Genomic DNA, 23,062 nt, shown 5'->3' with positions numbered 1-23,062 from the left:
CGGCTGCCAGACGGCGGCCGGCGCGGCGGCCGCCGTCAGACGGCGCTGGCGACGAGCGGGATCAGCGGCACGTCCGGGTGGGCCCGCTCGAACGCCCGGGCGTGCCAGACGTCGCGCAGCAGGACCAGCGGGGTGCCGTCGCCGCGGCGCACGACCTCGACGCCCGGGTAGGCGGCGATGGTGTCGATGTGCTCCGGCGCGGCCTCGCGGGCCAGCGACAGGCCGAGCTGCTCCGTGCGGATGGGCGCGGAGAACTCGTGCTCCATGCGGAAGGTCGCGACCTCGAACTGCAGCGGGCCGACGGCCCCGAGGATCGGGTTGCCGTCGCCGCGCGCCTCGGACACCAGGACCTGGACCACGCCCTCCTGCTCGAGCTGCGAGATGCCCTTGCGGAACTGCTTGGAGCGGCCCGGGTCGGCCGAGCGGGCTGCCGCGAAGTGCTCGGGCGCGAACACCGGCATCGGCGGGAAGCGCACGTGCGGGCCCGCGGCGTCGAACACCGTGTCGCCGACGGCGAGCGTGCTGGCGTTGACCAGGCCCACGACGTCGCCGGGGTAGGCGTCCTCGACCGTCTGACGTTCCCGGCCGAAGACCGACAGGGCGTACTTCGTGGCGAAGGGCCGCCCGGTGCGCTCGTGCGTGACGACCATGCCGCGCTCGAAGCGGCCCGAGCACACGCGGATGAAGGCCACGTGGTCGCGGTGATTCGGGTCCATGCCCGCCTGCATCTTGAACACGAATCCGCTGAACGACTGGTCGACGTCGCGCGCGCCGCCGTCGACGTCGGGCCGCGCGCCCGGCGCGGGAGCCAGCTCGACGACGGCGTCCAGGAGCTGCTTGACGCCGATGTTGGCCAGCGCCGCCCCGAACAGCAGCGGCGTCGTCGTGCCGGCGAGGAACGACTCGCGGTCGAGCTCGTCGAGGAGCTGCACGCTCTCGACGGCCTCGGTGTGGTCGTCGCCGAGGGTGTCGGCGGCGGCCTGCGGCGTCAGCAGCTTCTCCTCCGCGATCGACGCGCCGCCCGGGGCGCGCTTGTAGGTGCGCACCTCGCCGCTGGCGCGGTCGAGCAGCCCAAGGAACCGGCCGGCCTCGCCGATGGGCCAGCTCAGCGGCGTCGGGCGCAGGTTGATGCGCTCCTCCAGCTCGTCGCAGAGCTCCAGCGCCTCGCGGCCGGGGCGGTCCCACTTGTTGACGAACGTGATGACCGGCACCCCACGGCGTCGGCAGACCTCGAACAGCTTGAGCGTCTGGGGCTCCAGGCCCTTCGCGGAGTCGAGCAGCATGACGGCGGCGTCGACCGCGGTCAGCACGCGGTAGGTGTCCTCGGAGAAGTCGGCGTGCCCCGGGGTGTCGAGCAGGTTGATGACGACGTCGCCGTAGGCGAACTGCAGGGCCGCGGACGTGATGGAGATCCCACGCTTCTGCTCCATCTCGAGCCAGTCGGAGACGACGCCGGCGCGGTTTCCCTTGCCGTGCACCGCCCCGGCCTCGTCGATGGCGTGGGCGTGGAGGGCCAGGGCCTCGGTCAGGGTCGACTTGCCGGCGTCGGGGTGGGAGATGACCGCGATGCTGCGGCGACGCGCCGCCTCGGCCTCGACCGGACGGGCGTCGGAGGTCAGGACGGTCATCGGGCTCCACCATTCAGTTCGTGCTGCACCAACGCCATCCCCATCTCCTGCGCCTACCGTTCCGGACAGCCTGCAACTCTACCCTCCCCCTCCCCCCGTTGAGTGCTGGGTATTCGTCCTTCCAGGACCCCGGGAAGGACGAATACCCAGCACTCAACGGGGTCTTCCGGGGGTGTATACACCGTGTGTATAGTCGCCGATATGACCGTTGGACACGCACTGCTGGGGCTGCTCGAGGGCGGGCCCGCGCACGGCTACGACCTCAAGCGCTCCTACGACGAACGGTTCGGGCACGACCGGCCCCTGCACTACGGCCAGGTCTACTCGACGCTCGCGAGGCTGCTGAAGAACGGCCTCGTCGAGGTCGAGGCCGAGCCGGGCGCCGGCCCCGAGCGCAAGAGGTACGCGATCACGGAGGCCGGCGTCTCCGACGTCGCCGCCTGGCTCGCCCAGCCGGAGAAGCCCGAGCCCTACCTGCAGAGCACCCTCTACACCAAGGTGGTGCTCGCCCTGCTCACGGGGCACGACGCCGACGACCTGCTCGACACGCAGCGTGCCGAGCACCTGCGCCTGATGCGCGACCTCACGCGCCGTCGCGACTCCGGGGACCTGGCCGACCAGCTCATCTGCGACCACGCCCTGTTCCACCTGGAGGCCGACCTGCGCTGGCTCGAGGTCACCGCGGCGCGCGTGAACCAGCTCGCCGCGCACGTCCGCGCGTAGCCCGCCGCCCTGCCCCCACCTTCCCGCCGCGCGGCCACGCCGCCGCGCGCCCCGACCCTGGAGACACGATGGCCGACGAACCACTGCTCATCGCCGAGAACCTGCGACTCGCCTTCGGCCCGACCCTGGCACTGGAACAAGCGACCGCCGAGGTGCACGCCGGGGAGGTGCTCGCGCTCATGGGGCCGTCCGGCTCCGGCAAGTCGACGCTGCTGCACTGCATGGCGGGCATCCTCCTGCCCGACGCCGGCCGCGTGACCTACGCCGGCCGCGACCTGACCGCGATGCACGACGACGAGCGCTCCGCGCTGCGCCGCACCGAGTTCGGGTTCGTCTTCCAGTTCGGGCAGCTCGTGCCGGAGCTCACCTGCCTGGAGAACGTGGCCCTGCCCCTGCGGCTGGGCGGCGCGGGCCGGCGCGCAGCCGAGCGCAGCGCCGCGGCCTGGCTGGAGCGGCTGGAGGTGTCCGACGTCGCCGGCAAGCGCCCGGGCCAGGCCTCCGGCGGCCAGGGCCAGCGCGTGGCCGTCGCCCGCGCGCTGGTGACGCGGCCGAAGGTCATCTTCGCCGACGAGCCGACGGGCGCGCTCGACACCGTGAACGGCGACCGCGTCATGCGGCTCTTCGTCGCCGCCGCCCGGGACACCGGGGCCGCCGTCGTGCTCGTGACGCACGAGCCGCGCGTCGCGGCGTACTCCGACCGCGAGGCCGTGGTCCGCGACGGCCGGGTGCGCGAGCAGGAGTACGTGCGATGAGGCGACGGCTGACCGACCTCACCCTCGGCGTGCGGCTGAGCGTGGGCGGCGGCCGGTCCGGCTGGGCGCGGCTCGCGCTGATCGCCGTCGGGGTGGGGCTGGGCGTGACGATGCTGCTGGTCGCGGCGAGCATCCCGTCGGTGCTGGACGCGCGCGGCGAGCGCGCGGCCGCCCGGTCGGTGGAGTCGGCGCAGGAGCTGACGCCGGGATCGCCCACGCTGCTCACCGCGGAGGTCCGCTCGGTCTTCCACGACGAGGCGATCAACGGCCGGCTCCTCCAGCCCGAGGACGGCGACGCCCCGCTGCCTCCCGGCGTGACCCGGCAGCTCGCGCCCGGCGACGTCGTCGTCTCCCCCGCCCTGGAACGCCTGCTCGCCTCCGACGACGGCGCCGCGCTGCGCGGGCGCTGGGGCGACCGCACGGTCGGCACGATCGGCGCGGAGGGGCTGGCCGGGCCCGGGGAGCTCACCTTCTACCTGGGCACCGACCGGCTCACGGCGGAGACGGCGAACCGCATCCAGTCCTTCGGCGGGGTCGAGATGCCCGACGACGGGGTCGACCCCGTCCTGATGCTGCTCGCCCTGGTCGGCATGGTGGTGCTGCTCCTGCCCGTCGCGATCTTCGTGAGCACCGCCGTGCGTTTCGGCAGCGAGCACCGGGACCGCCGGCTCGCCGCGGTCCGCCTGGTGGGGGCCGACGTCGGCGCGACCCGGCGGATCGCCGCCGGCGAGACCCTCGCGGGTGCCGTGCTCGGGCTGCTGGTCGGCACCCTGCTCTTCCTCGCGATCGGCCAGGTGGCCGGGTACGTCGTGCCGGCCGGGCTGACGTTCTTCCCGGCCGACCTCCGGCCCGTGCCCGTGCTCGCGGCCCTGATCGTGCTGCTGGTCCCCGTGACGACGGTGCTGGTCACGCTCTCGGCCCTGCGCCAGGTGCTCGTCGAGCCCCTCGGCGTGGTGCGGCTCAGCGGCCGACGGCGGCGCAGGTTCTGGTGGCGGCTGATCTTCCCGGCGGCCGGCCTCGCGCTGCTGCACCCGCTGGTCACGGGGCTGGACGACGCGCCCGAGACCCAGATCATGATCGTGGCCGGGCTGGTGTTCCTGCTGACCGGCGTCGCGCTGGTCCTGCCGTGGCTCGTGGAGGCGACGGTGCACCGGCTGCGCGGCGGCACGGTCGCGTGGGACCTCGCGGTGCGCCGCCTGCAGCTCGACAGCGGGACCGCGGTGCGCGCCGTCTCCGGGATCGCGGTCTCGGTCGCGGGGCTGATCGCCCTGCAGGGGCTCGTCGGGGCGATCGGCGCGCTGAACGCCGAGGCGCAGGCCGACACCCGGACCTTCCAGGCGGCCGTCCTGGACATCGACCCCGGCGCCGACACCAGCGAGGTCTGGGTGCGCGAGCTCGCGGGCGCGCGGGGCGTGACCGGGGTCGACACCCTGACCTCGGTGTGGGCGACGCCGGACGGGAGCAGCGCGGCGGACGACGAGATCCTGGTCGGCACGGGCACCTGCGAGGTCCTGGCCCAGGAGGCCCAGATCGGCACCTGCGCGGACGGCGACGTCTTCGTCGTCCTGCCCGACGGCGCGACCGCGCCCGCGGCGAACACCTCGTACCTGCTGGGCGACCCGGGAGCGGAGGCCGGTCCGGCCGACGACGCGGACGCCCTCGCGACCTGGACGCTCCCGGCGTCGGCCGAGACGGTGGCGCCGCCGGAGGGCGGGGTCACCGCGATGAACGGCGGCGGGCCCGCACAGATCCTGGCGACGCCCGGTGCCCTGGCCGGTGCGTCCTTCGCGCCGGTGTCGGTCACGACCTACGTCGCGCTCGATCCCGCCCAACCGGACGCCCTGGACCACTTGCGGACGGCGGCGGCGCAGGTCGATCCCGTGGCCTACGCGTCGCCGATCGAGCAGCGCGGCATCACCGCGGCGCTCGGCGGCATCCGGCAGGTGCTGCTGGTCGGCACGGTCGCGCTGCTGGCGATGGTCGGCGCGAGCATGCTGGTGAACGTCATCGAGCAGCTCCGGGAGCGGCGTCGGCTGCTGGCGGTGCTGGTCGCGTTCGGTACGCGGCGTCGGACGCTGAGCGCCTCGGTGCTCTACCAGGTGGCCATCCCGGTGGTGCTCGGGCTGGCCCTGGCGGTGGTGACCGGCTCGGTGCTGGCCGTGGCGCTGCAGACCGCCGTCGAGGCGCCGGTCCGGTTCGACTGGGCGGGCGTGGGCGCGACGTCGGGCGTGGCCGCGCTCGTGGTGCTGCTCACGACGGCGGCCGGGCTGCCGCTGCTGTGGCGCCTGACCCGGCCGGAGGGCCTGCGCAGCGAGTGACGCCCGCGCCTGAACCCGGATGACCGGACCACGCCCCTGACTCGCCGCCCGAGAGGCGCCGGGTCAGGGGCGTGGTTCGCTACACGGCCACCCGGTCCCGGCAGCCGGCCCGGCCCTCGACCGTGCGGGTCGCGTCCGAGACCGCGACCCCCGGCAGGGCGCCCGGCGTCGTGGCGGTCACCCGGACGGTGATCCGGTGGCCGACGTCGGCGGCGGTCAGCCGGTACGTGCGGCCCTCCGCGCCCGCGACCGCGGCGCCGTCGCGCAGCCACTGGTACGCGAACGCCAGCCGCCGCTGGTCCCAGTGCCCGGACGTCGCCGCGAGGGTGGACCCGACCGCGGCCCGGCCGCTCACCTTCGGCGGCCGCAGCGCCGTCGGCCGCACGCCGTCGTAGGGCAGCGGGTCCACGCTCGTCAGGGTGGGCGTGACCTGCCGCATCAGGCCGTCGGCGCCGAACGTCAGCCGGTCGACCGTGGTCTCCCGGTGCGTGCCGTCGCCGCCGGGCAGCGCGAACCGGTGGTAGGCGATGTACCACTCGTCGGTGCCGGGCACCTGGACGATCGAGCTGTGCCCGGTCGCGAGGATGCCCTGACTGGTGTCCTTGCTCAGGATGACGCCGCGGTAGGTCCACGGGCCGTCCACGCTGGTGGCGGTCGCGTACCCGACGCGGTAGTTCGCCGACCCGGTGTCGTCGATCGAGTAGGTCAGGTGGTAGAGCCCGTCGCGGTAGTTGAGGAACGTGCCCTCCCGGAAGTCGGTCAGCCCGCCGATCCGGGCCAGGGTGTCCTGCTTGATGGAGAGCATGTCGTCGCTCAGCTCGGCGTACACCGGGCCGTTCGACGGCCCGCCGTTGCCCCAGAACAGGTAGTACCGCCCGGTCTCGGGGTCCTCGAACGCGGCCGGGTCGATCGCCTGCCCGGACGCGACCGACTCGTTGTTGAGGATCATCGCCGTCGGCCGCGCGACGAACGGGCCCTCCGGGCTGTCGGCGACGGCGACCCCGATCGTCTTGCGGTTGTAGGTGGGGTTGTGGCCGGAGAAGTAGAAGTAGTACTTCCCGTCCCGCTCGATGATCGTGGGCGCCCAGGCGTTGCCCGTGGCCCAGGGCACGTCGCCGTTCGCGCCGTCCAGGGTGAGGATCGGCTCGGCCGAGCGCTGCCAGTCCACGAGGTCCTTCGACGTCCAGACGTAGAAGTCCTTGCCGCCCCAGCCCGCGACGCCGTCCGACGTCGCGTAGAGGTAGTAGCTGTCGCCGAAGTGCGCGATGTTCGGGTCGGCGTACAGGCCCGGCAGCACCGGCGAGCGCATCTCGACGGCGCGCACCGTCCAGTCCCGGCTGCTGCCGTCCCCGGCGGTGACCGTGAACGTGCGCGGCTGCGACAGGTCGACGGGCCCTGTGACCTGCGGCGAGACCGTCGACGTGGACACGACCTCGAAGCCCGGTTCCAGCGCGGTCACGTCGGTCCCGGGCGTCACCGGCAGCGTCACGGACGACGTCGCGCCGTCGATGACGGCGGGAACCTTCAGGGCGTCCAGGTCGACACCGGTGATGGCGGTCGGGTCGGCCCCGAGCTCGCGGACCTCGTCGTCGGACAGGGCGCGGTTGTAGAGGCGGAAGTCGCGGACCTTGCCCCGGAGGTACCGGTCGGCGGTGTAGGTGGAGCGGCCGATGTAGTTGGCCGTGGTGCGGCCGTCGCCGATGTCGCCGGGCTCGATCGTGACGCCGGTGCGTTCACCGACCCGGACGCCGTCGAGGTAGAGCCGCGCGGTGCCGTCCTGGAGCGTGTAGGTGAGCGTCTTCCAGGCGCCGCGCGGCAGGGCCGAGCCCGAGGTGACGGTCTGCTCCGTGGACCAGTTGCCGGTCGCGATCGAGGAGCGGTAGTTGTTCCCCGTGGTGAACAGGTAGCCGTTGCCGACGCCGCCGCCGTCGGTGTTGCCCAGGCCCCAGACGAAGTAGGGCGTGGCCTGCGCCGGGTCCAGCCAGACCTTCGTGGAGACGGTGATGGCGTCGAGCCCCGCCATCATGTCGTCGGGCAGCCGCACGTGGCCGCTGGTCCCGCCCAGGTTCAGCGCGCCGTCGGCCCAGGTGGCGTCACCGCTGACGACGACGCCGTACCCGTGGCCGGTGCCGTCCGCGGCGACCGTGCCCGCGGTCTCGTCCAGCGCGTAGTGCGCGACCAGGCCGTTCTCGTCGGCGACGACCGGCGTCGGAGGCTCGGGGACGACGATGCCCTCGCGCAGCGCGGCGAGCTCGGCGGACGTGACCGGGATGACGGTGCCGTGGCGCGGGCTGGCGGGCAGGTCGTAGTCCGCGGGCACCTGCCAGTCGGGGTGCTCCAGGTCGTCGGTGCCGAGCGGGATGTAGCCCCGGCCGCCGTACTCGTCGACGAACAGGTAGTACGGCGAGCCGGACGTGTCGCCCGGGTTCGCCTTGAAAACCGTCGGTCCTTCGACGGCGGACGTGCCCGCCTCGCGGCCGATGCACCCGGCCATGAACTCCCAGGCGGGGTCGCCGGGCAGGTCGACGGCGGTCAGCGACGCCGACTTCTCCTGGATGATGTCCGAGCAGCCCGTCCCGCCGCCACCCTCGTCCTTGGTAAACCGGTAGTAGACGTCGTTCTCCCGGATCACCGTGGAGTCGATGCGCGACTCGCCGCGGTCCTGCCAGACCTGCGCCTCGCTGAACGTCACGAAGTCGCGCGTGGTCGCGTAGAGCATGCGGTTGTAGGCGCTGCCGGTGTGGTCGGGGTCGTCGTCGGCGTAGAGCTTCGAGGCCCAGAACACGACGTACTGCCCGAGGGTCTCGTCCCAGTAGGCCTCGGGCGCCCAGGTGTTGCCCGCGTTGTCGGGCGAGACCTTGATGTGGCGCTGCTCGGACCAGGTGATCAGGTCCGTGGACTCCCAGACCTCCAGGTACTGGCTGCCGTGCCGCTGCGCCGCGTCCCAGTCGCCGTTGCGCCCGATCGACAGGTCGGTCGCGATCAGGAAGAAGCGGTCACCCTCGGGCGAGCGGATCAGGAACGGGTCGCGCAGGCCCCGGGTGCCCTCGGCGGACTCCAGGGTGGGCTGCCCGTCGTTCACCTCGTCCCAGGTCAGGGCGTCGTTGCCCCGGCTCGCGGCGAAGTAGATCTTCTCGCCGGCGACCGAGTTGCCCGTGAAGTAGCTGAAGGCGTAGCCCTCGTACGGGGCCGCTTCCGGCTGCTCACGGACCGTGAGCGGGATCTCCCGGGCCGAGGTCGCGCCGTCGGCCTCGACGGTCGCGGTCAGGGTGACCTCCGTGTCGCCCGCGCCGTGCGCCGGGCGGTGGACGACGCCGTCGGGCGCGACGACGCCGGGGTCGGACGACGCCCACGTGACCGTCGCGCCGTCCTGGCCCGACGTCGGCAGGGTGAGGTGGCCGCGGACGTCGTCAGCGTGCACGACGCTCAGGGCGGCGGCCGCCGTGGTCGCGGCTGTGGTTGCCGCCGCCGCCGCGGCGCCGGCGTCGGTCGTGGGAAGGAACGGGAAAAGGCTGCCGATCAGGGCGACGACGGCGCCCACGGCGACCGGCCGCAGGGGCAGGCGGGAAGGACGAGTGCTTCTTTGCACGGTGACCTCGCGAGAATGTGAGCGTTAACAGTCGCGTCATCCGACCATCGGCGGATCGCCGTGTCAAGGGTTGTCGGTGCGGTCGCGCGCGGCTGAAAAAGCGTGGCGCCCCGTGAACCCGGATCGTAGGGTCGCCCCGATATGAACGCCATGATCAAGGAGCGTTCCGCCCGCTAGCGGCGCGGAACGCACACCACCACCCAGCGCGTGCTCCGCGCCGCCGGCTCCCGCCGGGCGGCGCGTTCGTGCTGCCCGGATTCCTGTCAGTCGACGAATCCTGGAGCACGCCATGACGCGCAACCGATCTACCCGTTCCTCCGCCCGCACGGCCCCGGACACCCGACGCCCGGGGGGCTCCGGCCCGCGGGGCGACGCCGGGCAACCGGACGACCACCCCGGCGGCGCCCATGAGCTCGGGCAGAACCTCCTGGTCGACACGCAGGTGATCGACCGCGTGGTCGCCCTGGTCCCCCGCGCCGACCGGCCCGTCGTCGAGTGGGCCGCCGGACGCGGTGCGCTGACCCTGCCCCTGGCCCGGCTCGGCCGGCCCGTCGAGGCGGTCGAGATCGACCCGCGCTCGGTCGCCCGGCTGGGCCGGATCGCGCCGGACAACGTCACCGTGACGCGGGACGACATCCTGCGTCACGCACCGCCGTCGGGCGGCTACGACCTGGTGTGCAACGTGCCGTTCCACCTGACCACGCCGGTGCTGCGGCGCCTGTTCACGCTGCCGGGCTGGGAGCGGTCCGTGCTGATCACGCAGTGGGAGGTGGCGCGCAAGCGCGCCGCCGTCGGCGGCACCACCCTGCTGACGGCGCAGTGGTGGCCGTGGTTCACCTTCCGCCTGGACCGGCGTGTCCCCGCCGCGGCGTTCCGCCCCCGCCCGAGCGTCGACGCCGGGCTGCTCGTGGTCGACCGGCGGCCCCAGCCGCTCGTGCCCGTGGCCGATCTCCCCCGGTACCAGCGGTTCGCCGCCGGTGTGTTCAACGGGCCCGGCCGCGGCGTCCGCGACGTGCTGACCAGGCTGGGCGCAGGGCCGGGCGACGTGCGGCGCTGGGCCCGTGAGCACGGCGTCGGGCCGAACGCGCTGCCCCGGGACCTGGACGCGAGCGCCTGGGTGGGCGCGTACGCCCTGGGCGCCCGACGGCGGTCGCGATGAGCGGCCGAGGGCGGTCGCGGTGGGCGCTCGTGAGGAGAGCCATCACGTGATGCCCCGCGGTTCGCCATGAGTCCGGCATGACGATGCGGTCGAATAGGGCACATGTCGTCGAACGCAGCGCCGCCGCAGAGTCCGCCCCGCCGTCCCCGTCGTCGCTGGATCGGCGGTCTGTTGTCGGTGCTGATCGTGCTGGCCGTGCTCGGTGTGGTCGGCGAGGTGCTGCTGCGCGGCGTCATCGACGACCGCATCGCGGCCGCCGAGGCGGACCTGCCCGCCGGTGTCACCGTCGAGCGCGACGACACGCTCGCGCTCGTGCAGGTGGCGACCGGGCGGGCCACGCTGCGCGCGGAGGCCTCGCCCGAGGCCCTGACCGAGCTGGCCCGCTCGGCCACGGAGCTGCCGGAGCTGCAGGTCACGCCGCAGTCCGGCAACCTGGTCGCGCAGATCCCGTTGTCCATCGCGGGCAGCGAGCAGAACGTGGACGTGCTGCTCTCCGTGGCCGCCGAGAACGGCAAGGCGGTGCTCCGCGCTGACTCCGTCGAGTTCGCGGGCATCTCCCTGCCGCTGGACACCGTGGCCGAGCAGCTCGGCAACGAGCAGCTCAACCAGCTCGTCGAAGGCGTGGCGTTCCCCGAGGAGGCCAGCGAGGTGACGATCTCGTCGGTGCGCACGACCGATGCCGGTCTGGTGCTGGGCGCGGAGGTCAAGATCTGGTGATGAGCGACGGGAGCGGTCGCAGAGCGTTGTTGGTGGTCGTCGCCGTGCTCGGCGCGGTTCCCGTGCTGAGCGGTCTCCTCGGGATCGTGGTCGGGCCGGAGGCGCTGCCGGGCGGCGGACCGGTGAACGCCACGATCGACAGCGAGTACCGGTTCACCAACACGTTCTGGCTCGCCGCCGGGCTGCTCATCTGGTGGAGCCTGCGCCGGCCCGACGAGCGCGCCGCCGTCACGCGCGTGATCCTCGCGATCGCGGCCCTGGGCAGCATCCCCCGGCTCGTCTCGGTCGCCACGACCGGCTGGCCGAACCCCGTGTTCATCGGGGCGCTAGTCCTGGAGCTGGTGGTGGTGCCGCTGGTCATCTGGTGGCACGTCCGCACGTTCGGCCGCGCGCCGACCACCTGACCGGCGCCCCTGGCCAGGAAAGACGTCGCCAGGCGTCCGGCCGGCGTGCCATCCTCCGGGCATGCCCCCGACGATCGTCTTCCCACGTCGCCTGACGGCGTCCGCGCAGCGGGTCCGGGACGCCGCCGACCGGCGGGGTCTGACCACGACGTCGCTGCCCACCTCTGACGTTCCCGGAGACCTGACCGCCGACCACCTGCACGCCGGTCCGACGTTCGCCGACGCAGTCGCACCAGGCCTCGGGATCACGCTTCTCGAAGCACCCGCGACGTGGCTCGCCGACCTCCCTCGCGAGTACGTGGGCCGCACCGTCACCGCGATGCCCGTCGCCGAGGCGTGGCGGCTGCGCAGCCCGGCCTTCGTCAAGTCGCCCAACGACAAGAGCATGCGCGCCATGATCTACACCGACGGCACGCGCCTGCCCGGCGCGGACGCAGTCGACGGCGGGACCACGGTCCTGGTGAGCGAGATCGTCACCTTCTCGGCGGAGTACCGCTTCCACCTGCTCGACGGCGCGGTACGCGCCTCCAGCCAGTACGCCGCCGACGGCGCGCTCCACGTGGGCCCCGTCCCCGACGTCGTCCTTGGCCGCGCCGGTGCGATGCTCGCCGACCTCGCCGCGACCCTGCCGTCCGCGATCGTGGTCGACCTGGGCGACATCGACGACGGTCTCGTGGTGGTCGAGGCGAACGCGGCCTGGGCGAGCGGTACCTACGCCGCCGACCCCGACCGCGTCCTCGACGTCGTGCTGCGCGCGGCAGGCCCGGCCGACGCCGTCCGCGCCGACGACCGACGCTTCGTGCGAGGCCTCGTATGAGCCGGCTCTCCGGCCACACCTGGCGCACCACGATCAGGACGACGACCCTCGACGGGCGGTCGTACCGCGTGGTCCGGCCGAGCAAGCCGGTCTCGACCGCCTCCCTTCACGAGAACGCCCTCGGTCCGCAGCTGAGCGTCCACCAGGACGCCGCTCGCGATCTCGTCGCCGCGTGGTGGCTCGCGGCGCGTTCCCCGCACTCGCTCATCCACCTTCCCTTGCGCACCTCGGGCCATGTCGACGGCGAGACCGGCGCGCGTCCACTGGACCTCGTGCTGCTCCACCACAGCCTGGGGTTCCGCCCGGCCGACTGGAAGACGATCCGCGCACGCACTGGCACGGGCGGTTCCGCGCACACGGTCGAGCTGCCGGAGCAGCTGTTTCCGACACTCACCCGGGAGCACTACGACGCGGCGCACCACCGCGAGCACCTCGACGACCTGCACTGGACCATCGCCGCGGACACCCTGTTCGTCACCGGGAGCCGCGCCGCTTTCGAGCTGGACGGCCCCCAGCTGAGAGACCTCGTCGAGAAGAGCCCAGCGTTCCTCGCGACCCGACCGGACGGACACCGCTGCGCCGAGCTCTCACTCGGCACGTGGCGCTTCCAGCGCCGCAACCGCAACCCGTTCACCTACCTGCACGTCCAGCTCTGCGAGACGCACCGCTGAGGGTCGCGGCCGGTCCGTGGGGGTCAGCCGCGCGACGGCCCCTGCGCCTTCCACCAGGTGTTGTCGACCGGGAGCCGCTCGAGCCGCTCCAACCTCGCCCGGGCATGCTCGACGAAGGCAGCCGGCAACCGCACGTGATGTTCCTGCACGTAGTGCGCCAAGCCTTCGGGCCACACGTACACCCCGTCGGTGTACTCGACGGATCCGACGCGTTCACCGCAGAACCGGCACTCCGACAGCCCCATGTAGGCCCGCACCGCGGTCCCAGCGGAGAGGTAGTAGTGGACCTCGCTGCGTTCGTCCTCGTCCCACTCGGGGTCGACGAAGTCCCGCGGGTCAGGCCAACCGGGACTCGTGTGCGGCCCGTCCCAGTACCCGATCAGGATCAGTACCGACGGTCCAGGCTCTCGTTCCAGGCTCACACCGGGGATGGTTCCATGTCCCGGCGACCTCGGGGAGCACTGTCGCGCCCCGACTGTGTTGCTGTGCGTAGACGTTGTCTACACACAGCAACGGACCTCCAGCGGGTGGTGTCTCCCCCGCAGGTCGCCCGGCTCCCGAGCCACAGCCTCACACAAGGCAGGCGGGACCTGTGCCCGGGTAACGTGCCCGGCATGCCTTCCGACGACGTCACCGCGTTCGAGTTCTGCCAGGTCATGACGACGGTCTCGACCCGGGCCGACGCCGATCGACTCGCCCGGTCCGCCGTCGAAGGTCGGCTGGCGCCGTGCGCTCAGGTGGAGGGCCCGATCACGAGCACGTTCTGGTGGGACGGCGCCGTCCAGGTCGAGGAGGAGTGGCGCGTCGTCCTCAAGACGCCGTCGGACCGCTACGAAGCCCTCGCCCGGCACATCCGCGAGCAGCACTCCTACGACGTGCCGGAGATCATCAGCCTGCCGATCCTGGCCGGCACCCCGGACTACCTCGCCTGGATGCGCGCCGAGACCCGCGCGAGCTGAGACCCGTGCCGGCAGAGCGGCGTCAGCTCAGGACCAGGCTCGCGACCTTGCCGCCTCGCAGGTCGAACTTGAACGGCCCGGTCCCGTTGAACCTGTTGCTCGTCACCTTGATCGTGACGGTGTAGGCGTCCGGACCGTCACCGGGCTCCACGGAGACCAGGTCGAAGTGGCTCTTCATGCCGATGTTGTCGGTCTCGTTCCAGCTCCGGACGCCGTCCGGGCCGTGGAACTCGCGCCCCCAGTCGTTCAGGTAGGCGTCGTCGGTGAACGTCGCGACGAAGCGCTCGGTGTCGCCGGCGTTGGTGGCGTCGATGAACTCCTGGATCGCGGCGGGCAGGTCGGGAGCAGCCATGAGGTACCTCCTGGGCGTTCGATTGCCCCGACCATACGCAGGGCCCGGCGCCTTGTGCAGGACCTGCCGGTCCCCCCTCCCGCGCACGCGGCCCGGCCTTAACCGTTTCACCCCGTGGCCCCGGCGGCCCGCCCTCCGGACAGTGGTCCTGCACGCGCCGTGGCGGGCCCCGCCAGGCGCACCGTCCGAGCACCTGGAGGAACCCATGTCCGTCCGTGCACGCACACGCAGCCTGACGCTGGCCGTCGCCCTGGCCCTCGTCGCGCCCTTCGCGATGGTCGCCGTCGTCGCGGGAGACACGGTCACGGCCGCCCCCGCCGCCGCCCACGGCTCCGTGACCGACCCGCCCACCCGGAACTACGGCTGCTTCGAGCGCTGGGGCAGCGACCACCTCAACCCCGAGATGGCCGACCTGGACCCCATGTGCTGGGGCGCCTGGCAGGCCGACCCCAACGCCATGTGGAACTGGAACGGCCTGTACCGGGAGAACGTCGGCGGCAACCACGAGGCCTTCGTCCCGGACGGGCAGCTCTGCTCGGGCGGCCGCACCCAGTCACCGCGCTACGACTACCTCGACACCCCCGGCGAGTGGGTGGCCAAGGACGTGCCGCAGCAGTTCCACCTGACGCTCACCGACCAGGCGCAGCACGGCGCCGACTACCTGCGCATCTACGTCTCGCGGGCCGGCTTCGACCCGACGACGGAGGCGCTCGGCTGGGACGACCTCGACCTGGTCCAGGAGACCGGCTCCTACCCCGCGCAGGGCAGCTACGAGACCGACGTCGACCTGACCGGGTACAGCGGCCGCGCCGTCCTGTACACGATCTGGCAGGCCTCCCACCTCGACCAGCCGTACTACCTGTGCTCGGACATCAACATCACCGGCTGACCCACCCCGTGAGTGCGGGATCTTCGCCCCGGCAGGCACGCCGTCGGGGCGAAGATCCCGCACTCACGCGCGAGGCAAGCGACGGCAAAGCATCGATATGATCGATACCTGAGACAGATCTTGTCTCACAGTGCCCGCCCGCGTAATCTGCACGAGTCGAGCCGACGGCCCGGCACGGAACACGCAGCCGCGCGGCCACGAGGTCGCCACACGCAGGGAGGACGTCTTGAGCACCGTGCGCTCCGCACTCCCCACCCGTATCGCCCCGGTCGCCGCGCGCTCGATGTGCGAGACCGGCTGCTGCCCCCGAGGCTGTCTGTAGAGCGACCGCACGCACCTGACCACGCCGGCCCCGCCGCGTGGCCGGGTAGCCAGCGGGACGCTCCGGCCCCGACACCATCCCCAGACGCTCGACGCCGGCCCCGAGGCGCGCACCCGCACGACCGGGGCGCCGACGTCGGGCAGCGTACGAACCCAGCCAGACCCCGCCACCCAGCGAAGGAAGAACAATGGCCCGCATCTACGACGACGCGACCAAGCTCATCGGTAACACGCCCCTCGTCAAGCTCAACCGCCTGACCGAAGGCCTCGAGGCGACGGTTCTCGGCAAGCTCGAGTTCTACAACCCCGCCAACTCCGTGAAGGACCGCATCGGCGTGTCCATCATCAATGCCGCCGAGGAGTCGGGTGAGCTCAAGGAGGGCGGCACGATCGTCGAGGGCACCTCGGGCAACACGGGCATCGCCCTGGCCTGGGTGGGCGCGGCCCGCGGTTACAAGGTGGTCCTGGCGATGCCGGAGACCATGTCCAAGGAGCGGCGTGCGCTGCTGCGTGCCTACGGCGCCGAGCTGGTGCTCACGCCGGGGGCGGAGGGCATGAAGGGCGCCGTCGCCGCCGCCGAGAAGATCGCGCAGGAGCGCCCGGGCGCCGTGCTGGCCCGCCAGTTCGCCAACGCCGCCAACCCGGCGATCCACCGCGCCACGACCGCCGAGGAGATCTGGGCGGACACCGACGGCGAGGTCGACATCCTCGTGGCCGGTATCGGCACGGGCGGCACCATCACCGGCGTCGGCCAGGTGCTCAAGGAGCGCAAGCCCGGGGTCAAGGTCATCGCGGTCGAGCCCGAGGAGTCCCCGATCCTGAACGGCGGGCAGCCCGGCCCGCACAAGATCCAGGGCATCGGCGCCAACTTCGTGCCCGACATCCTGGACCGCGAGGTCTACGACGAGGTCATCGACGTCAACCTCGCCACCGCGATCGACGCCGCGCGTCGCGCCGCGAAGGAGGAGGGCCTGCTGGTCGGCACCTCGTCCGGCGCCGCGCTCTCGGCGGCCCTCGAGGTCGCGAAGCGCCCGGAGAACGCCGGCAAGACGATCGTCGTGATCATCCCCGACTTCGGCGAGCGCTACCTGTCGACGCCGCTTTTCGAGGGTCTGGTCGACTGATGGCGAAGGGGCGCGGGCTGCTCGGGGTCCTGTCCGAGGACCTCGACGCCGCGCGCGCCCACGACCCGGCCGCGCGGTCCCGCCTGGAGGTCGCGCTCGCCTACCCGGGCGTGCACGCCCTCTGGGCGCACCGCGCGGCGCACCGCCTGTGGCGGGTCCCGGCGCTGCGGCTGCCCGCGCGGCTGGTCTCCCAGTTCGCGCGGGCCGCGACGGGGATCGAGATCCACCCGGGTGCCCGGCTGGGCCGGCGGATGTTCATCGACCACGGCATGGGCGTGGTGATCGGCGAGACCGCGGTGGTGGGCGACGACGTCATGCTCTACCACGGCGTCACGCTGGGCGGCCGGTCGCTGAACCGCGGCAAACGGCACCCGACGCTCGGCGACCGCGTGACCGTCGGGGCCGGCGCCAAGGTGCTGGGCCCCGTGTGGATCGGCGACGACGCGCAGATCGGCGCCAACGCCGTCGTCGTCAAGGACGTGCCCGCCGGGGCTGTCGCGGTGGGCATCCCCGCGCGGGTCCGGGTGCCGAAGGCGCCCGTCACGGAGCGCTCCCGCAACGAGGACCCGTCGGAGCTCATCGAGTACTCGATCTGAACTCTGCGGACGGCAGACGCCGGGCGCCGGGTGGTCGGCAGAAGGTCAGGTGATCGGCAGCCCGGGCTGCCGATCACCTGACGTTCTGCCGATCATCCGGGCCGACGACGGCGGCAGCTCCGCCCGCCGGTCAGCGCAGCCGGTCCGCGTGCTGCTGCGCCAGGCTCGGCGGGGCCGTCGCCAGCCAGGCGTCGACCAGGGCCTCGCGCAGCCCGGGCTCGCCGATGACGTCGAGCTGGATCAGCATCCCGGGGAAGCCGTCGAAGTGCGCGATGGTGAAGAAGCCCGCGCGGCCCTCGCCGAGGATCGCCTCCTTCTCCCCCAGGTCCTCGACCCGGACGCCGAGGATCGGGCCCTGGGGCACCGGATCGTCGCCGAACCGCTTGAGGTCGGCCTTGGTGAACGGGCGCTCCCACGCGAACGCCTTGGGCCCGACGGACCAGGCGCGGTGGCGGTAGCTCGTGCCCTCGGCGGTCTCGGGGAGCGCGAGGGCGAGCCGGGCGACGTCGTCGTAGGTGGCCACGAAACCCACCGTAACCACAGAGCCACGGGACCGGTAGGGTGTGAGGCAGTACCTGGGACGCGCCGTCCCAGGTAAGCCGTTCCCACGACGAGGTGAACCCCATGCGCATCGGATTCCAGACCGGTTACTGGTCCCGCAGGCCCCCGAAGGGCATCCAGCAGTTCATCGTGGCCGCCGACAAGCTGGGCCTCGACTCGGTCTGGACCGCGGAGGCCTACGGGTCCGACGCCTTCTCGCCCCTGGCCTGGTGGGGCTCCCGCACCAAGAACGTGCGCCTGGGCACCGGCATCGCGCAGCTCTCCGCCCGCACGCCGACGGCGACCGCCATGCAGGCCCTCACGATGGACCACCTGTCGAAGGGGCGCTTCGTGCTGGGGCTCGGCGCCTCGGGCCCGCAGGTCGTCGAGGGCTGGTACGGGCAGCCGTACAAGCGGCCGCTGGCCCGCACGCGCGAGTACGTGGACATCGTGCGGCAGGTGATGCGCCGCGAGGCGCCCGTGACCCACGACGGCTCGTTCTACCAGCTCCCGCTGCCGGCCGAGGCGCCCGGTGCGATGGGCCTTGGCAAGGCGCTCAAGCCGACCGTGCACCCGTTCCGGCCGGAGATCCCGATCGTGCTGGCCGCGCAGGGTCCCAAGAACGTGGCCCTGGCCGCCGAGATCGCGGACGGCTGGATGGCCGGCTTCTACGCGCCCCGGATGGACGACGAGTTCCGCGCGCTGCTCGCCGAGGGCTTCGACGTCCGCTCCGAGGAGCGTTCGGCGGCGGACCGGTTCGAGGTGTGCGCCACGGTCCCCGTCGTCGTGCGGGACGACGTCGAGGCCGCCGCCGACGTGATCCGCCCCCACATCGCCCTGTACGCGGGCGGGATGGGCGCCAAGGAGGCGAACTTCCACAAGCAGTCGCTCGACCGGCTCGGGTACAAGGAGCCGCTCGACAAGGTGCAGGAGCTGTACCTCGCGGGGCGCAAGGAGGAGGCCGCCGCGGCCGTGCCGACGCAGCTCGTCGAGGAGATCGCGCTGGTCGGGCCGGCCGAGAAGATCCGCCGCGAGCTGCCGACCTGGGAGAAGACCGCGATCACGACCCTGCTCGTGCAGGGCGACCCGGCGTCGATGCTGGCGCTGCTGGCCGCGACGCAGGACATGTCCCTGGCCGGCCGCGCCCGCTCGACGGCGGGCAGCCTCCTCGCCAAGGTCGCCCCGTCCAAGGTCTGACCCGCTCTCCACGACCTGCCTCGTTGAGTGCTGAGTATTCGCCCTTCCGGCCCGCGGAAAAGGGCGAATACCCAGCACTCAACGAGGCCGGTGGGTGTCGTCCTCCGGGAACCAGACCGCTCGTCTGAGGTGGACGCGGCGGCCGTCCTTGGTGAGCGGGCAGCCCTCTGCGCGCAGGGCGTCCAGGGCCTCGGTCAGGTGGTGCTGCGGCGGCGAGCCCGCCGCGTTGACCACGCGCCACCAGGGCACACGGTCGCCGTCCGACGGCGGTTCGGCGGCGCCGGTGCCGGCTGCGGGCGCGCCTGCTGCGGGCGCGCGAGCCCCGGCCTCGGCGCCGTCCGCCCGCCCTGCCGCGGGCGCGCCGCCGTCGTCCTCCCCCGGCTCGTCCGGGACCAGGTGTGCGTACCTGCTCCCCGACCCCGCCAGGACGCTGCCGACCTGGCGCGGGCCGCCCCGGCCGAGCTCCTCGCCGACGATCTCCGCGATCAGCCCGTACGTCATCGCGCGGCCGGACGGGATGCGCCGGACGACGTCGAGGACGGCGGCGGCATACTCCTCGACGTCGGTGAGCGGCGGTACGGCCGACGACTGGTTCACGGGAGCGATCGTAGACGCGGTAGGAGCTGACTTCGGTTCAGCAGGCCGGGGACGACCACTTCCGCCGCACGGACGGTCGCCCCCGGCCTGCTGAGTGCCCGCTCAGTCCCGCTCCAGCCCACCGATTTCCGGTTGCGACCGGATGCGACGATCGACGCATGGCACTCCCCCCGATCGCCCTGCCGGCCGGATACCGCTGGCGCACGCTGACCGCCGACGACCAGCGCCTCGTGACCGAGCTGGACACCTGGGCCTTCCCCACGGGCCACGCGCACGACGACCTCGACGCCACCCCGTCCCCCCTGACCTGGGAGCGTGCCGTGGGGGTCGAGGCGGACGGCGCCGAGGGCCTCGTCGCGATGCACGCGTCCTACCCGTTCGGGCACTTCCCCGTGCCGGGCGCCGAGCTGCCGACGGCGGGCCTGACCTGGGTGGGCGTGCACCCGCAGCACCGTCGCCGCGGCCTGCTGTCGGCGATGATCGACCTGCACCTGGCGCGTTCCGTCGAGCGGGGCGAGCCGCTGAGCGCCCTGTTCGCCGCGGAGGCCGCGATCTACGGCCGGTTCGGCTACGGCCACGCGGCCGACGACCTGCGCCTCGACATCCCGCGCGGCGCGGCCCTGCGCGACGTGCCGGGCGCGGAGCGGCACACCCTCCGCGTCGAGGTCGCCTCGCGCGAGAAGCACGGCGCGCTGGTCGACAGGCTGCACCGTGCGGCGGGAGCGGCCCCGGCGGGCGTCCCGGGCCTCAACCGGCCCGGCTGGGTCACGCGCGAGACCGAGGAGCTGCAGGCCGTCCTCTGGGACGACGCCCCCATCCATCGCGGCGGACGCGAGTCGCGCCGCATCATGATCGTCGAGCTCGACGGCGAGCCCCGCGGCTACGTGACGTTCCGCCGCAACCTCAGTTGGGAGCCCACCGGCCCGCGCGGCCAGGTCAGCGCGGGCGAGGTCGTGGCGCTCGACGCCGCGGCGGCGCGCGCCCTGTGGGGCGCGCTGCTCGACCTCGACCTGTCGAACGAGGTCAGCCCGTTCATCCTGCCGGTCGACGACGTGATCACGCAGCTCCTCGTGAACCTGCGCGCCGCCGCGCCGCGCACCCCGGACAACCTGTGGGTACGCCTGGTCGACGTGCCCGCGGCCCTCGCGGGCCGGCAGTACGCCGCCGACGTCGACGTCACGCTCGCCGTGACCGACTCCCGCCTGCCCGCGAACGCCGGGGTCTACCGGCTGCGGGCCGAGGCCTTCGGTCCGGCGTCGGTGGAGCGGGTCGACCCGGAGTTCGAGGCGCCCGACCTGTCGCTCGACGTGCGCGAGCTGGGCGCCGCCTACCTGGGCGGGAAGTCGCTCGCGACGCTCGCCGCGGCGGGCCTGGTCACCGTGCACTCCCGCCCGGGGCAGCAGCCGGGCGCGCTGGCCCGGGCGAGCGCGGCGTTCGGCTGGCCGGTCGCGCCGGGTTCGTCCTGGGTGTTCTGATCCTGCGCCTGGCCGACGGCGGCCGTCAGGTCTGGCAGACGCCGCACCAGAACAGGTTTCGGCCCGCCAGCCCCTTGACCAGCACCGGCGTCCCGCACACCCGGCAGGGCAGCCCGTCCCGGTGGTACACGTAGAACGCCTGGTCGGAGGGCACGGCGCCCGGCGAGCCGTCGGTGTTCTGCCGGGTCCGGCCGCGGCCGACGTCGGGCACCGGCCCGGCGTCGTCCGCCCCGACCCTTCCCGCGCCCCGGTCCTCCGGCCGTGTCGTGACGATCGCGCCGTGCTCCGCGCCGTCGCGCATGAGCACCACGAGGTCGTCCCACATCGCGCGGACGGTCGCCGCGGGCACGTCGCGACCCGGGCGCAGCGGGTCCACGCCCGCGCGGAACAGCGCCTCGGCGCGGTAGATGTTGCCGACGCCCGCGACCACGGCCTGGTCCATGAGCTGCTGACCGATGGTCACGCGCGACCGGCCGACGCGGGCCACGAAGTCGGCGGGGTCGCCGTCGTCCCGGATCGGGTCGGGGCCCAGGCGTGCCTCGACGGCCCTCTTCTCGTCGGCCGTGATCACCTCGCACGCCGTCGGGCCGGTGAGGTCGGCGACGGCGTGCGCGCCGAGCAGGCGTACGCGCACCTGCCCGCGCGGCTCGGGCACCTCCCACGTGTCAGACGCACAGGTCCCCCCGGGGACCTGTACGTCTGACACGTCCGGGGTGGCGGACGCCGCGGCCGGGGCGTCCGACGACGACGGCACCGAGTCCCGCTCGCCGATCCGACGCCGGGGTGCGCCGATCGCGTGCGCGACCTCGGGCGCGTCCGGGGCGCCGGCGAACGTCCACGCGCCGTACAGCCCGAGGTGCGTGCGCAGCCACAACGTGTCAGACGCACAGGTCACTCCGGGGACCTGTGCGTCTGACACGTCCGCGGGCACGAAGCCCAGGAAGAGCTGCTTGCCCCAGGCCTCGCTCGCCACGAGACGGCGGCCGTCGAGCACGCCGGCGCCGTCGGCGAACCGGCCCTGCGGGCTGCTCACCCGCAGCACCTGCCCGGCGTACAGTGCCTCGAACGTCCGCGCGAGCCGGTGGACGGTGTGACCCTCAGGCACGCTTGCTCTCGTAGTCGGCGAGCTGGTCGATGCGGCGCTGGTGCCGGGCGTCGCCGCTGAACGGCTCGGCCACGAAGGCCTCGACGAACGACGTCGCCTCCTCGACCGTGTGCATGCGCCCGCCGACCGCGATCACGTTCGCGTCGTTGTGCTGCCGGCCGAGCTTCGCCGTCTCCAGCGACCAGGCCAGCACGGCCCGGACGCCGGAGACCTTGTTCGCGGCGATCTGCTCGCCGTTGCCCGAGCCGCCGATCACGATGCCGAGCGAGCCCGGCTCCGTGACGACGGCTTCACCGGCGGAGATGCAGAAGGACGGGTAGTCGTCCTGGGGGTCGAGCTCGTGGGCACCGTGGTCGACGACCTCGTGCCCGGCCGCGGTGAGATGGCCCACCAGGTGCTGCTTGAGGTCGTACCCGGCGTGGTCGGCGGCGATGTGGAGACGCATGGCCCCATCTTCCCTCATCCGCGTTCAGCGGACCGCCGCACACCACGAACCGGTACGCGGGCCGAGGACTAGGACGCGGCGAGCGTGAACGTGCTGCTCACCTCGGCGCCGTCGGGGTGCACGGTGAGCGATCCGCTCTCGGCGTCGACGGCGAGGGTCCCCGCATCGTTGCTGATCGACACCTGCTCGGGGCTGTCGAGCGTGGCCACGCTGAACACCTGGCTCGCGTCGGCGGGGTCGCAGGAGCCGAGCGACGGGTCGGCGCCGTCCGCCAGCGTCAGGCACGACGGCTCGCCGTCGGTCAGCGCGACGGTCGTGAGCTGGTACTGGTCGCCGCCGTCCTCCACGGGGCCGATGATCCACTGCGCGGGCACGTCGTTGGCGGCGGGATCCTCGACCAGCGCCACGCCGCCCTCGACGGTGGGCGCGAGGTAGGTGCCGGCGTACGACTCGATCTCCAGCTCCTGGCTGCCGTCGAGCAGCGTGCCGCCCGCCGCGCCCTCGGTGGGCTCGGACGTGGCGGCCGTGTCCTCCTCGGTCGGCTCCGACGTGGGTGCCGTCGTCTCCGACGTCGGGGACGACGAGGAGGTGCTGTCTCCGTCCGCGGCGGGCGAACAGCCTGCGAGAGCCAGGGCCACGCCGAGGAGAGAGATGGGCAGAAGGGCTCGGGACGTTGTACGCATC

At 73.2% G+C, this 23,062-nt stretch carries 23 protein-coding genes; 14 read left to right on the top strand and 9 right to left on the bottom strand.

The features are described from left to right. Positions 1-35: 35 nt before the first annotated feature. The gene (locus tag FHX71_RS02430; protein ID WP_182614255.1) at positions 36-1,628 is read right to left on the bottom strand and encodes a peptide chain release factor 3; all 1,593 of its coding nucleotides are present in this window, start codon (positions 1,626-1,628) and stop codon (positions 36-38) included. Between the two features lie 201 nt (positions 1,629-1,829). Between FHX71_RS02430 and FHX71_RS02425 the strand changes: the two genes are divergently transcribed. The 3 genes from FHX71_RS02425 to FHX71_RS02415 all read left to right on the top strand — a co-directional run bounded on the left by FHX71_RS02425 (position 1,830) and on the right by FHX71_RS02415 (position 5,421). Continuing rightward, complete coding sequence (locus tag FHX71_RS02425; protein ID WP_182614254.1) at positions 1,830-2,351, top strand: PadR family transcriptional regulator; 522 nt, start codon at positions 1,830-1,832, stop codon at positions 2,349-2,351. 68 nt (positions 2,352-2,419) lie between these two features. After that, a complete protein-coding gene (locus FHX71_RS02420) occupies positions 2,420-3,103 on the top strand; it encodes an ABC transporter ATP-binding protein (protein ID WP_182614253.1) in 684 nt (227 codons plus the stop codon). Continuing rightward, entirely contained in the window at positions 3,100-5,421 is a 2,322-nt protein-coding gene (locus FHX71_RS02415) for an FtsX-like permease family protein (RefSeq protein ID WP_182614252.1), read from the top strand. Before FHX71_RS02420 ends, FHX71_RS02415 begins: the two co-directional genes overlap by 4 nt. Before the next feature lie 79 nt (positions 5,422-5,500). Here FHX71_RS02415 and FHX71_RS02410 read toward each other — a convergent pair whose 3' ends face one another. Beyond that, on the bottom strand, positions 5,501-9,010 hold the full coding sequence (locus FHX71_RS02410) for a family 43 glycosylhydrolase (RefSeq protein ID WP_182614251.1): 3,510 nt from the start codon (positions 9,008-9,010) through the stop codon (positions 5,501-5,503). 289 nt (positions 9,011-9,299) lie between these two features. Between FHX71_RS02410 and erm the strand changes: the two genes are divergently transcribed. The 5 genes from erm (at position 9,300) to FHX71_RS02385 (ending at position 12,778) form a co-directional block, all read left to right on the top strand. Then, positions 9,300-10,169 carry a 23S ribosomal RNA methyltransferase Erm gene (erm, locus tag FHX71_RS02405; protein WP_182614250.1) on the top strand — a complete coding sequence of 290 codons (870 nt, stop codon included), beginning with the start codon at positions 9,300-9,302 and terminating at the stop codon, positions 10,167-10,169. A gap of 102 nt (positions 10,170-10,271) precedes the next feature. Then, the gene (locus FHX71_RS02400) at positions 10,272-10,886 is read left to right on the top strand and encodes a hypothetical protein (protein WP_182614249.1); all 615 of its coding nucleotides are present in this window, start codon (positions 10,272-10,274) and stop codon (positions 10,884-10,886) included. Further along, on the top strand, positions 10,886-11,290 hold the full coding sequence (locus tag FHX71_RS02395) for a DUF4345 domain-containing protein (RefSeq protein ID WP_182614248.1): 405 nt from the start codon (positions 10,886-10,888) through the stop codon (positions 11,288-11,290). The genes FHX71_RS02400 and FHX71_RS02395 overlap by 1 nt, the downstream gene beginning before the upstream one ends. A 61-nt stretch (positions 11,291-11,351) precedes the next feature. Next, a complete protein-coding gene (locus FHX71_RS02390) occupies positions 11,352-12,107 on the top strand; it encodes an ATP-grasp domain-containing protein (RefSeq protein ID WP_182614247.1) in 756 nt (251 codons plus the stop codon). Further along, on the top strand, positions 12,104-12,778 hold the full coding sequence (locus FHX71_RS02385) for a hypothetical protein (protein ID WP_182614246.1): 675 nt from the start codon (positions 12,104-12,106) through the stop codon (positions 12,776-12,778). Before FHX71_RS02390 ends, FHX71_RS02385 begins: the two co-directional genes overlap by 4 nt. A 23-nt stretch (positions 12,779-12,801) precedes the next feature. On the opposite strand, the gene FHX71_RS02380 is transcribed toward FHX71_RS02385, so the two are convergent. Further along, on the bottom strand, positions 12,802-13,200 hold the full coding sequence (locus FHX71_RS02380) for a hypothetical protein (RefSeq protein WP_312876898.1): 399 nt from the start codon (positions 13,198-13,200) through the stop codon (positions 12,802-12,804). Between the two features lie 192 nt (positions 13,201-13,392). On the opposite strand from FHX71_RS02380, the gene cutA reads away from it, so the two are divergent. After that, positions 13,393-13,737 (top strand): divalent-cation tolerance protein CutA, encoded by a 345-nt coding sequence (cutA, locus tag FHX71_RS02375; protein ID WP_182614245.1) that lies wholly within the window; start codon positions 13,393-13,395, stop codon positions 13,735-13,737. 22 nt (positions 13,738-13,759) lie between these two features. Here cutA and FHX71_RS02370 read toward each other — a convergent pair whose 3' ends face one another. After that, on the bottom strand, positions 13,760-14,089 hold the full coding sequence (locus FHX71_RS02370; protein WP_182614244.1) for a nuclear transport factor 2 family protein: 330 nt from the start codon (positions 14,087-14,089) through the stop codon (positions 13,760-13,762). 205 nt (positions 14,090-14,294) lie between these two features. Here FHX71_RS02370 and FHX71_RS02365 point away from each other — a divergent pair, with 205 nt between their 5' ends. The 3 genes from FHX71_RS02365 (at position 14,295) to epsC (ending at position 17,019) form a co-directional block, all read left to right on the top strand. Further along, entirely contained in the window at positions 14,295-14,978 is a 684-nt protein-coding gene (locus FHX71_RS02365; RefSeq protein WP_182614243.1) for a lytic polysaccharide monooxygenase auxiliary activity family 9 protein, read from the top strand. Positions 14,979-15,487: 509 nt separating this feature from the next. Then, positions 15,488-16,423, top strand: coding sequence for a cysteine synthase A (cysK, locus tag FHX71_RS02360; RefSeq protein WP_182614242.1), 936 nt, complete (start codon positions 15,488-15,490; stop codon positions 16,421-16,423). Beyond that, positions 16,423-17,019: a serine O-acetyltransferase EpsC gene (gene epsC / locus FHX71_RS02355; RefSeq protein ID WP_182614241.1), complete on the top strand. Its 597-nt coding sequence runs from the start codon at positions 16,423-16,425 to the stop codon at positions 17,017-17,019. Before cysK ends, epsC begins: the two co-directional genes overlap by 1 nt. 130 nt (positions 17,020-17,149) lie before the next feature. On the opposite strand, the gene FHX71_RS02350 is transcribed toward epsC, so the two are convergent. After that, the gene (locus FHX71_RS02350; RefSeq protein ID WP_182614240.1) at positions 17,150-17,542 is read right to left on the bottom strand and encodes an MmcQ/YjbR family DNA-binding protein; all 393 of its coding nucleotides are present in this window, start codon (positions 17,540-17,542) and stop codon (positions 17,150-17,152) included. A gap of 101 nt (positions 17,543-17,643) precedes the next feature. Here FHX71_RS02350 and FHX71_RS02345 point away from each other — a divergent pair, with 101 nt between their 5' ends. Further along, positions 17,644-18,756 (top strand): LLM class F420-dependent oxidoreductase, encoded by a 1,113-nt coding sequence (locus tag FHX71_RS02345; RefSeq protein ID WP_182614239.1) that lies wholly within the window; start codon positions 17,644-17,646, stop codon positions 18,754-18,756. A gap of 78 nt (positions 18,757-18,834) precedes the next feature. On the opposite strand, the gene FHX71_RS28960 is transcribed toward FHX71_RS02345, so the two are convergent. Then, positions 18,835-19,353: an MGMT family protein gene (locus tag FHX71_RS28960; RefSeq protein WP_182614238.1), complete on the bottom strand. Its 519-nt coding sequence runs from the start codon at positions 19,351-19,353 to the stop codon at positions 18,835-18,837. A gap of 158 nt (positions 19,354-19,511) precedes the next feature. Between FHX71_RS28960 and FHX71_RS02335 the strand changes: the two genes are divergently transcribed. Further along, positions 19,512-20,828, top strand: coding sequence for a GNAT family N-acetyltransferase (locus tag FHX71_RS02335; RefSeq protein ID WP_182614237.1), 1,317 nt, complete (start codon positions 19,512-19,514; stop codon positions 20,826-20,828). Between the two features lie 25 nt (positions 20,829-20,853). On the opposite strand, the gene FHX71_RS02330 is transcribed toward FHX71_RS02335, so the two are convergent. The 3 genes from FHX71_RS02330 to FHX71_RS02320 all read right to left on the bottom strand — a co-directional run bounded on the left by FHX71_RS02330 (position 20,854) and on the right by FHX71_RS02320 (position 23,061). Next, positions 20,854-21,933, bottom strand: a complete 1,080-nt coding sequence (locus tag FHX71_RS02330) for an Fpg/Nei family DNA glycosylase (protein ID WP_182614236.1) — start codon at positions 21,931-21,933, stop codon at positions 20,854-20,856. Further along, the gene (locus tag FHX71_RS02325; RefSeq protein ID WP_182614235.1) at positions 21,926-22,378 is read right to left on the bottom strand and encodes a ribose-5-phosphate isomerase; all 453 of its coding nucleotides are present in this window, start codon (positions 22,376-22,378) and stop codon (positions 21,926-21,928) included. The genes FHX71_RS02330 and FHX71_RS02325 overlap by 8 nt, the downstream gene beginning before the upstream one ends. Before the next feature lie 68 nt (positions 22,379-22,446). Further along, complete coding sequence (locus tag FHX71_RS02320; protein ID WP_220489433.1) at positions 22,447-23,061, bottom strand: hypothetical protein; 615 nt, start codon at positions 23,059-23,061, stop codon at positions 22,447-22,449. Between the last annotated feature and the right edge of the window lies 1 nt (position 23,062).

The sequence above is a fragment of the Promicromonospora sukumoe genome (genome assembly GCF_014137995.1).
Lineage (GTDB): Bacteria > Actinomycetota > Actinomycetes > Actinomycetales > Cellulomonadaceae > Promicromonospora > Promicromonospora sukumoe.
This window is presented reverse-complemented; position numbering and strand designations above follow the sequence as displayed.

Excerpts from the sequence above, each read along its gene's own strand:
- FHX71_RS02365 (WP_182614243.1), top strand. The coding sequence starts at position 14,295 with ATGTCCGTCCGTGCACGCACACGCAGCCTGACGCTGGCCGTCGCCCTG.
- FHX71_RS02400 (WP_182614249.1), top strand. The coding sequence starts at position 10,272 with ATGTCGTCGAACGCAGCGCCGCCGCAGAGTCCGCCCCGCCGTCCCCGT.
- FHX71_RS02395 (WP_182614248.1), top strand. The coding sequence starts at position 10,886 with ATGAGCGACGGGAGCGGTCGCAGAGCGTTGTTGGTGGTCGTCGCCGTG.
- FHX71_RS02390 (WP_182614247.1), top strand. The coding sequence starts at position 11,352 with ATGCCCCCGACGATCGTCTTCCCACGTCGCCTGACGGCGTCCGCGCAG.
- cysK (WP_182614242.1), top strand. The coding sequence starts at position 15,488 with ATGGCCCGCATCTACGACGACGCGACCAAGCTCATCGGTAACACGCCC.
- FHX71_RS02325 (WP_182614235.1), bottom strand. The coding sequence starts at position 22,378 with ATGCGTCTCCACATCGCCGCCGACCACGCCGGGTACGACCTCAAGCAG.
- cutA (WP_182614245.1), top strand. The coding sequence starts at position 13,393 with ATGCCTTCCGACGACGTCACCGCGTTCGAGTTCTGCCAGGTCATGACG.
- FHX71_RS02385 (WP_182614246.1), top strand. The coding sequence starts at position 12,104 with ATGAGCCGGCTCTCCGGCCACACCTGGCGCACCACGATCAGGACGACG.
- FHX71_RS02335 (WP_182614237.1), top strand. The coding sequence starts at position 19,512 with ATGGCACTCCCCCCGATCGCCCTGCCGGCCGGATACCGCTGGCGCACG.
- FHX71_RS02415 (WP_182614252.1), top strand. The coding sequence starts at position 3,100 with ATGAGGCGACGGCTGACCGACCTCACCCTCGGCGTGCGGCTGAGCGTG.
- epsC (WP_182614241.1), top strand. The coding sequence starts at position 16,423 with ATGGCGAAGGGGCGCGGGCTGCTCGGGGTCCTGTCCGAGGACCTCGAC.
- FHX71_RS02370 (WP_182614244.1), bottom strand. The coding sequence starts at position 14,089 with ATGGCTGCTCCCGACCTGCCCGCCGCGATCCAGGAGTTCATCGACGCC.
- FHX71_RS02425 (WP_182614254.1), top strand. The coding sequence starts at position 1,830 with ATGACCGTTGGACACGCACTGCTGGGGCTGCTCGAGGGCGGGCCCGCG.
- erm (WP_182614250.1), top strand. The coding sequence starts at position 9,300 with ATGACGCGCAACCGATCTACCCGTTCCTCCGCCCGCACGGCCCCGGAC.
- FHX71_RS02320 (WP_220489433.1), bottom strand. The coding sequence starts at position 23,061 with ATGCGTACAACGTCCCGAGCCCTTCTGCCCATCTCTCTCCTCGGCGTG.
- FHX71_RS02420 (WP_182614253.1), top strand. The coding sequence starts at position 2,420 with ATGGCCGACGAACCACTGCTCATCGCCGAGAACCTGCGACTCGCCTTC.
- FHX71_RS02430 (WP_182614255.1), bottom strand. The coding sequence starts at position 1,628 with ATGACCGTCCTGACCTCCGACGCCCGTCCGGTCGAGGCCGAGGCGGCG.
- FHX71_RS02345 (WP_182614239.1), top strand. The coding sequence starts at position 17,644 with ATGCGCATCGGATTCCAGACCGGTTACTGGTCCCGCAGGCCCCCGAAG.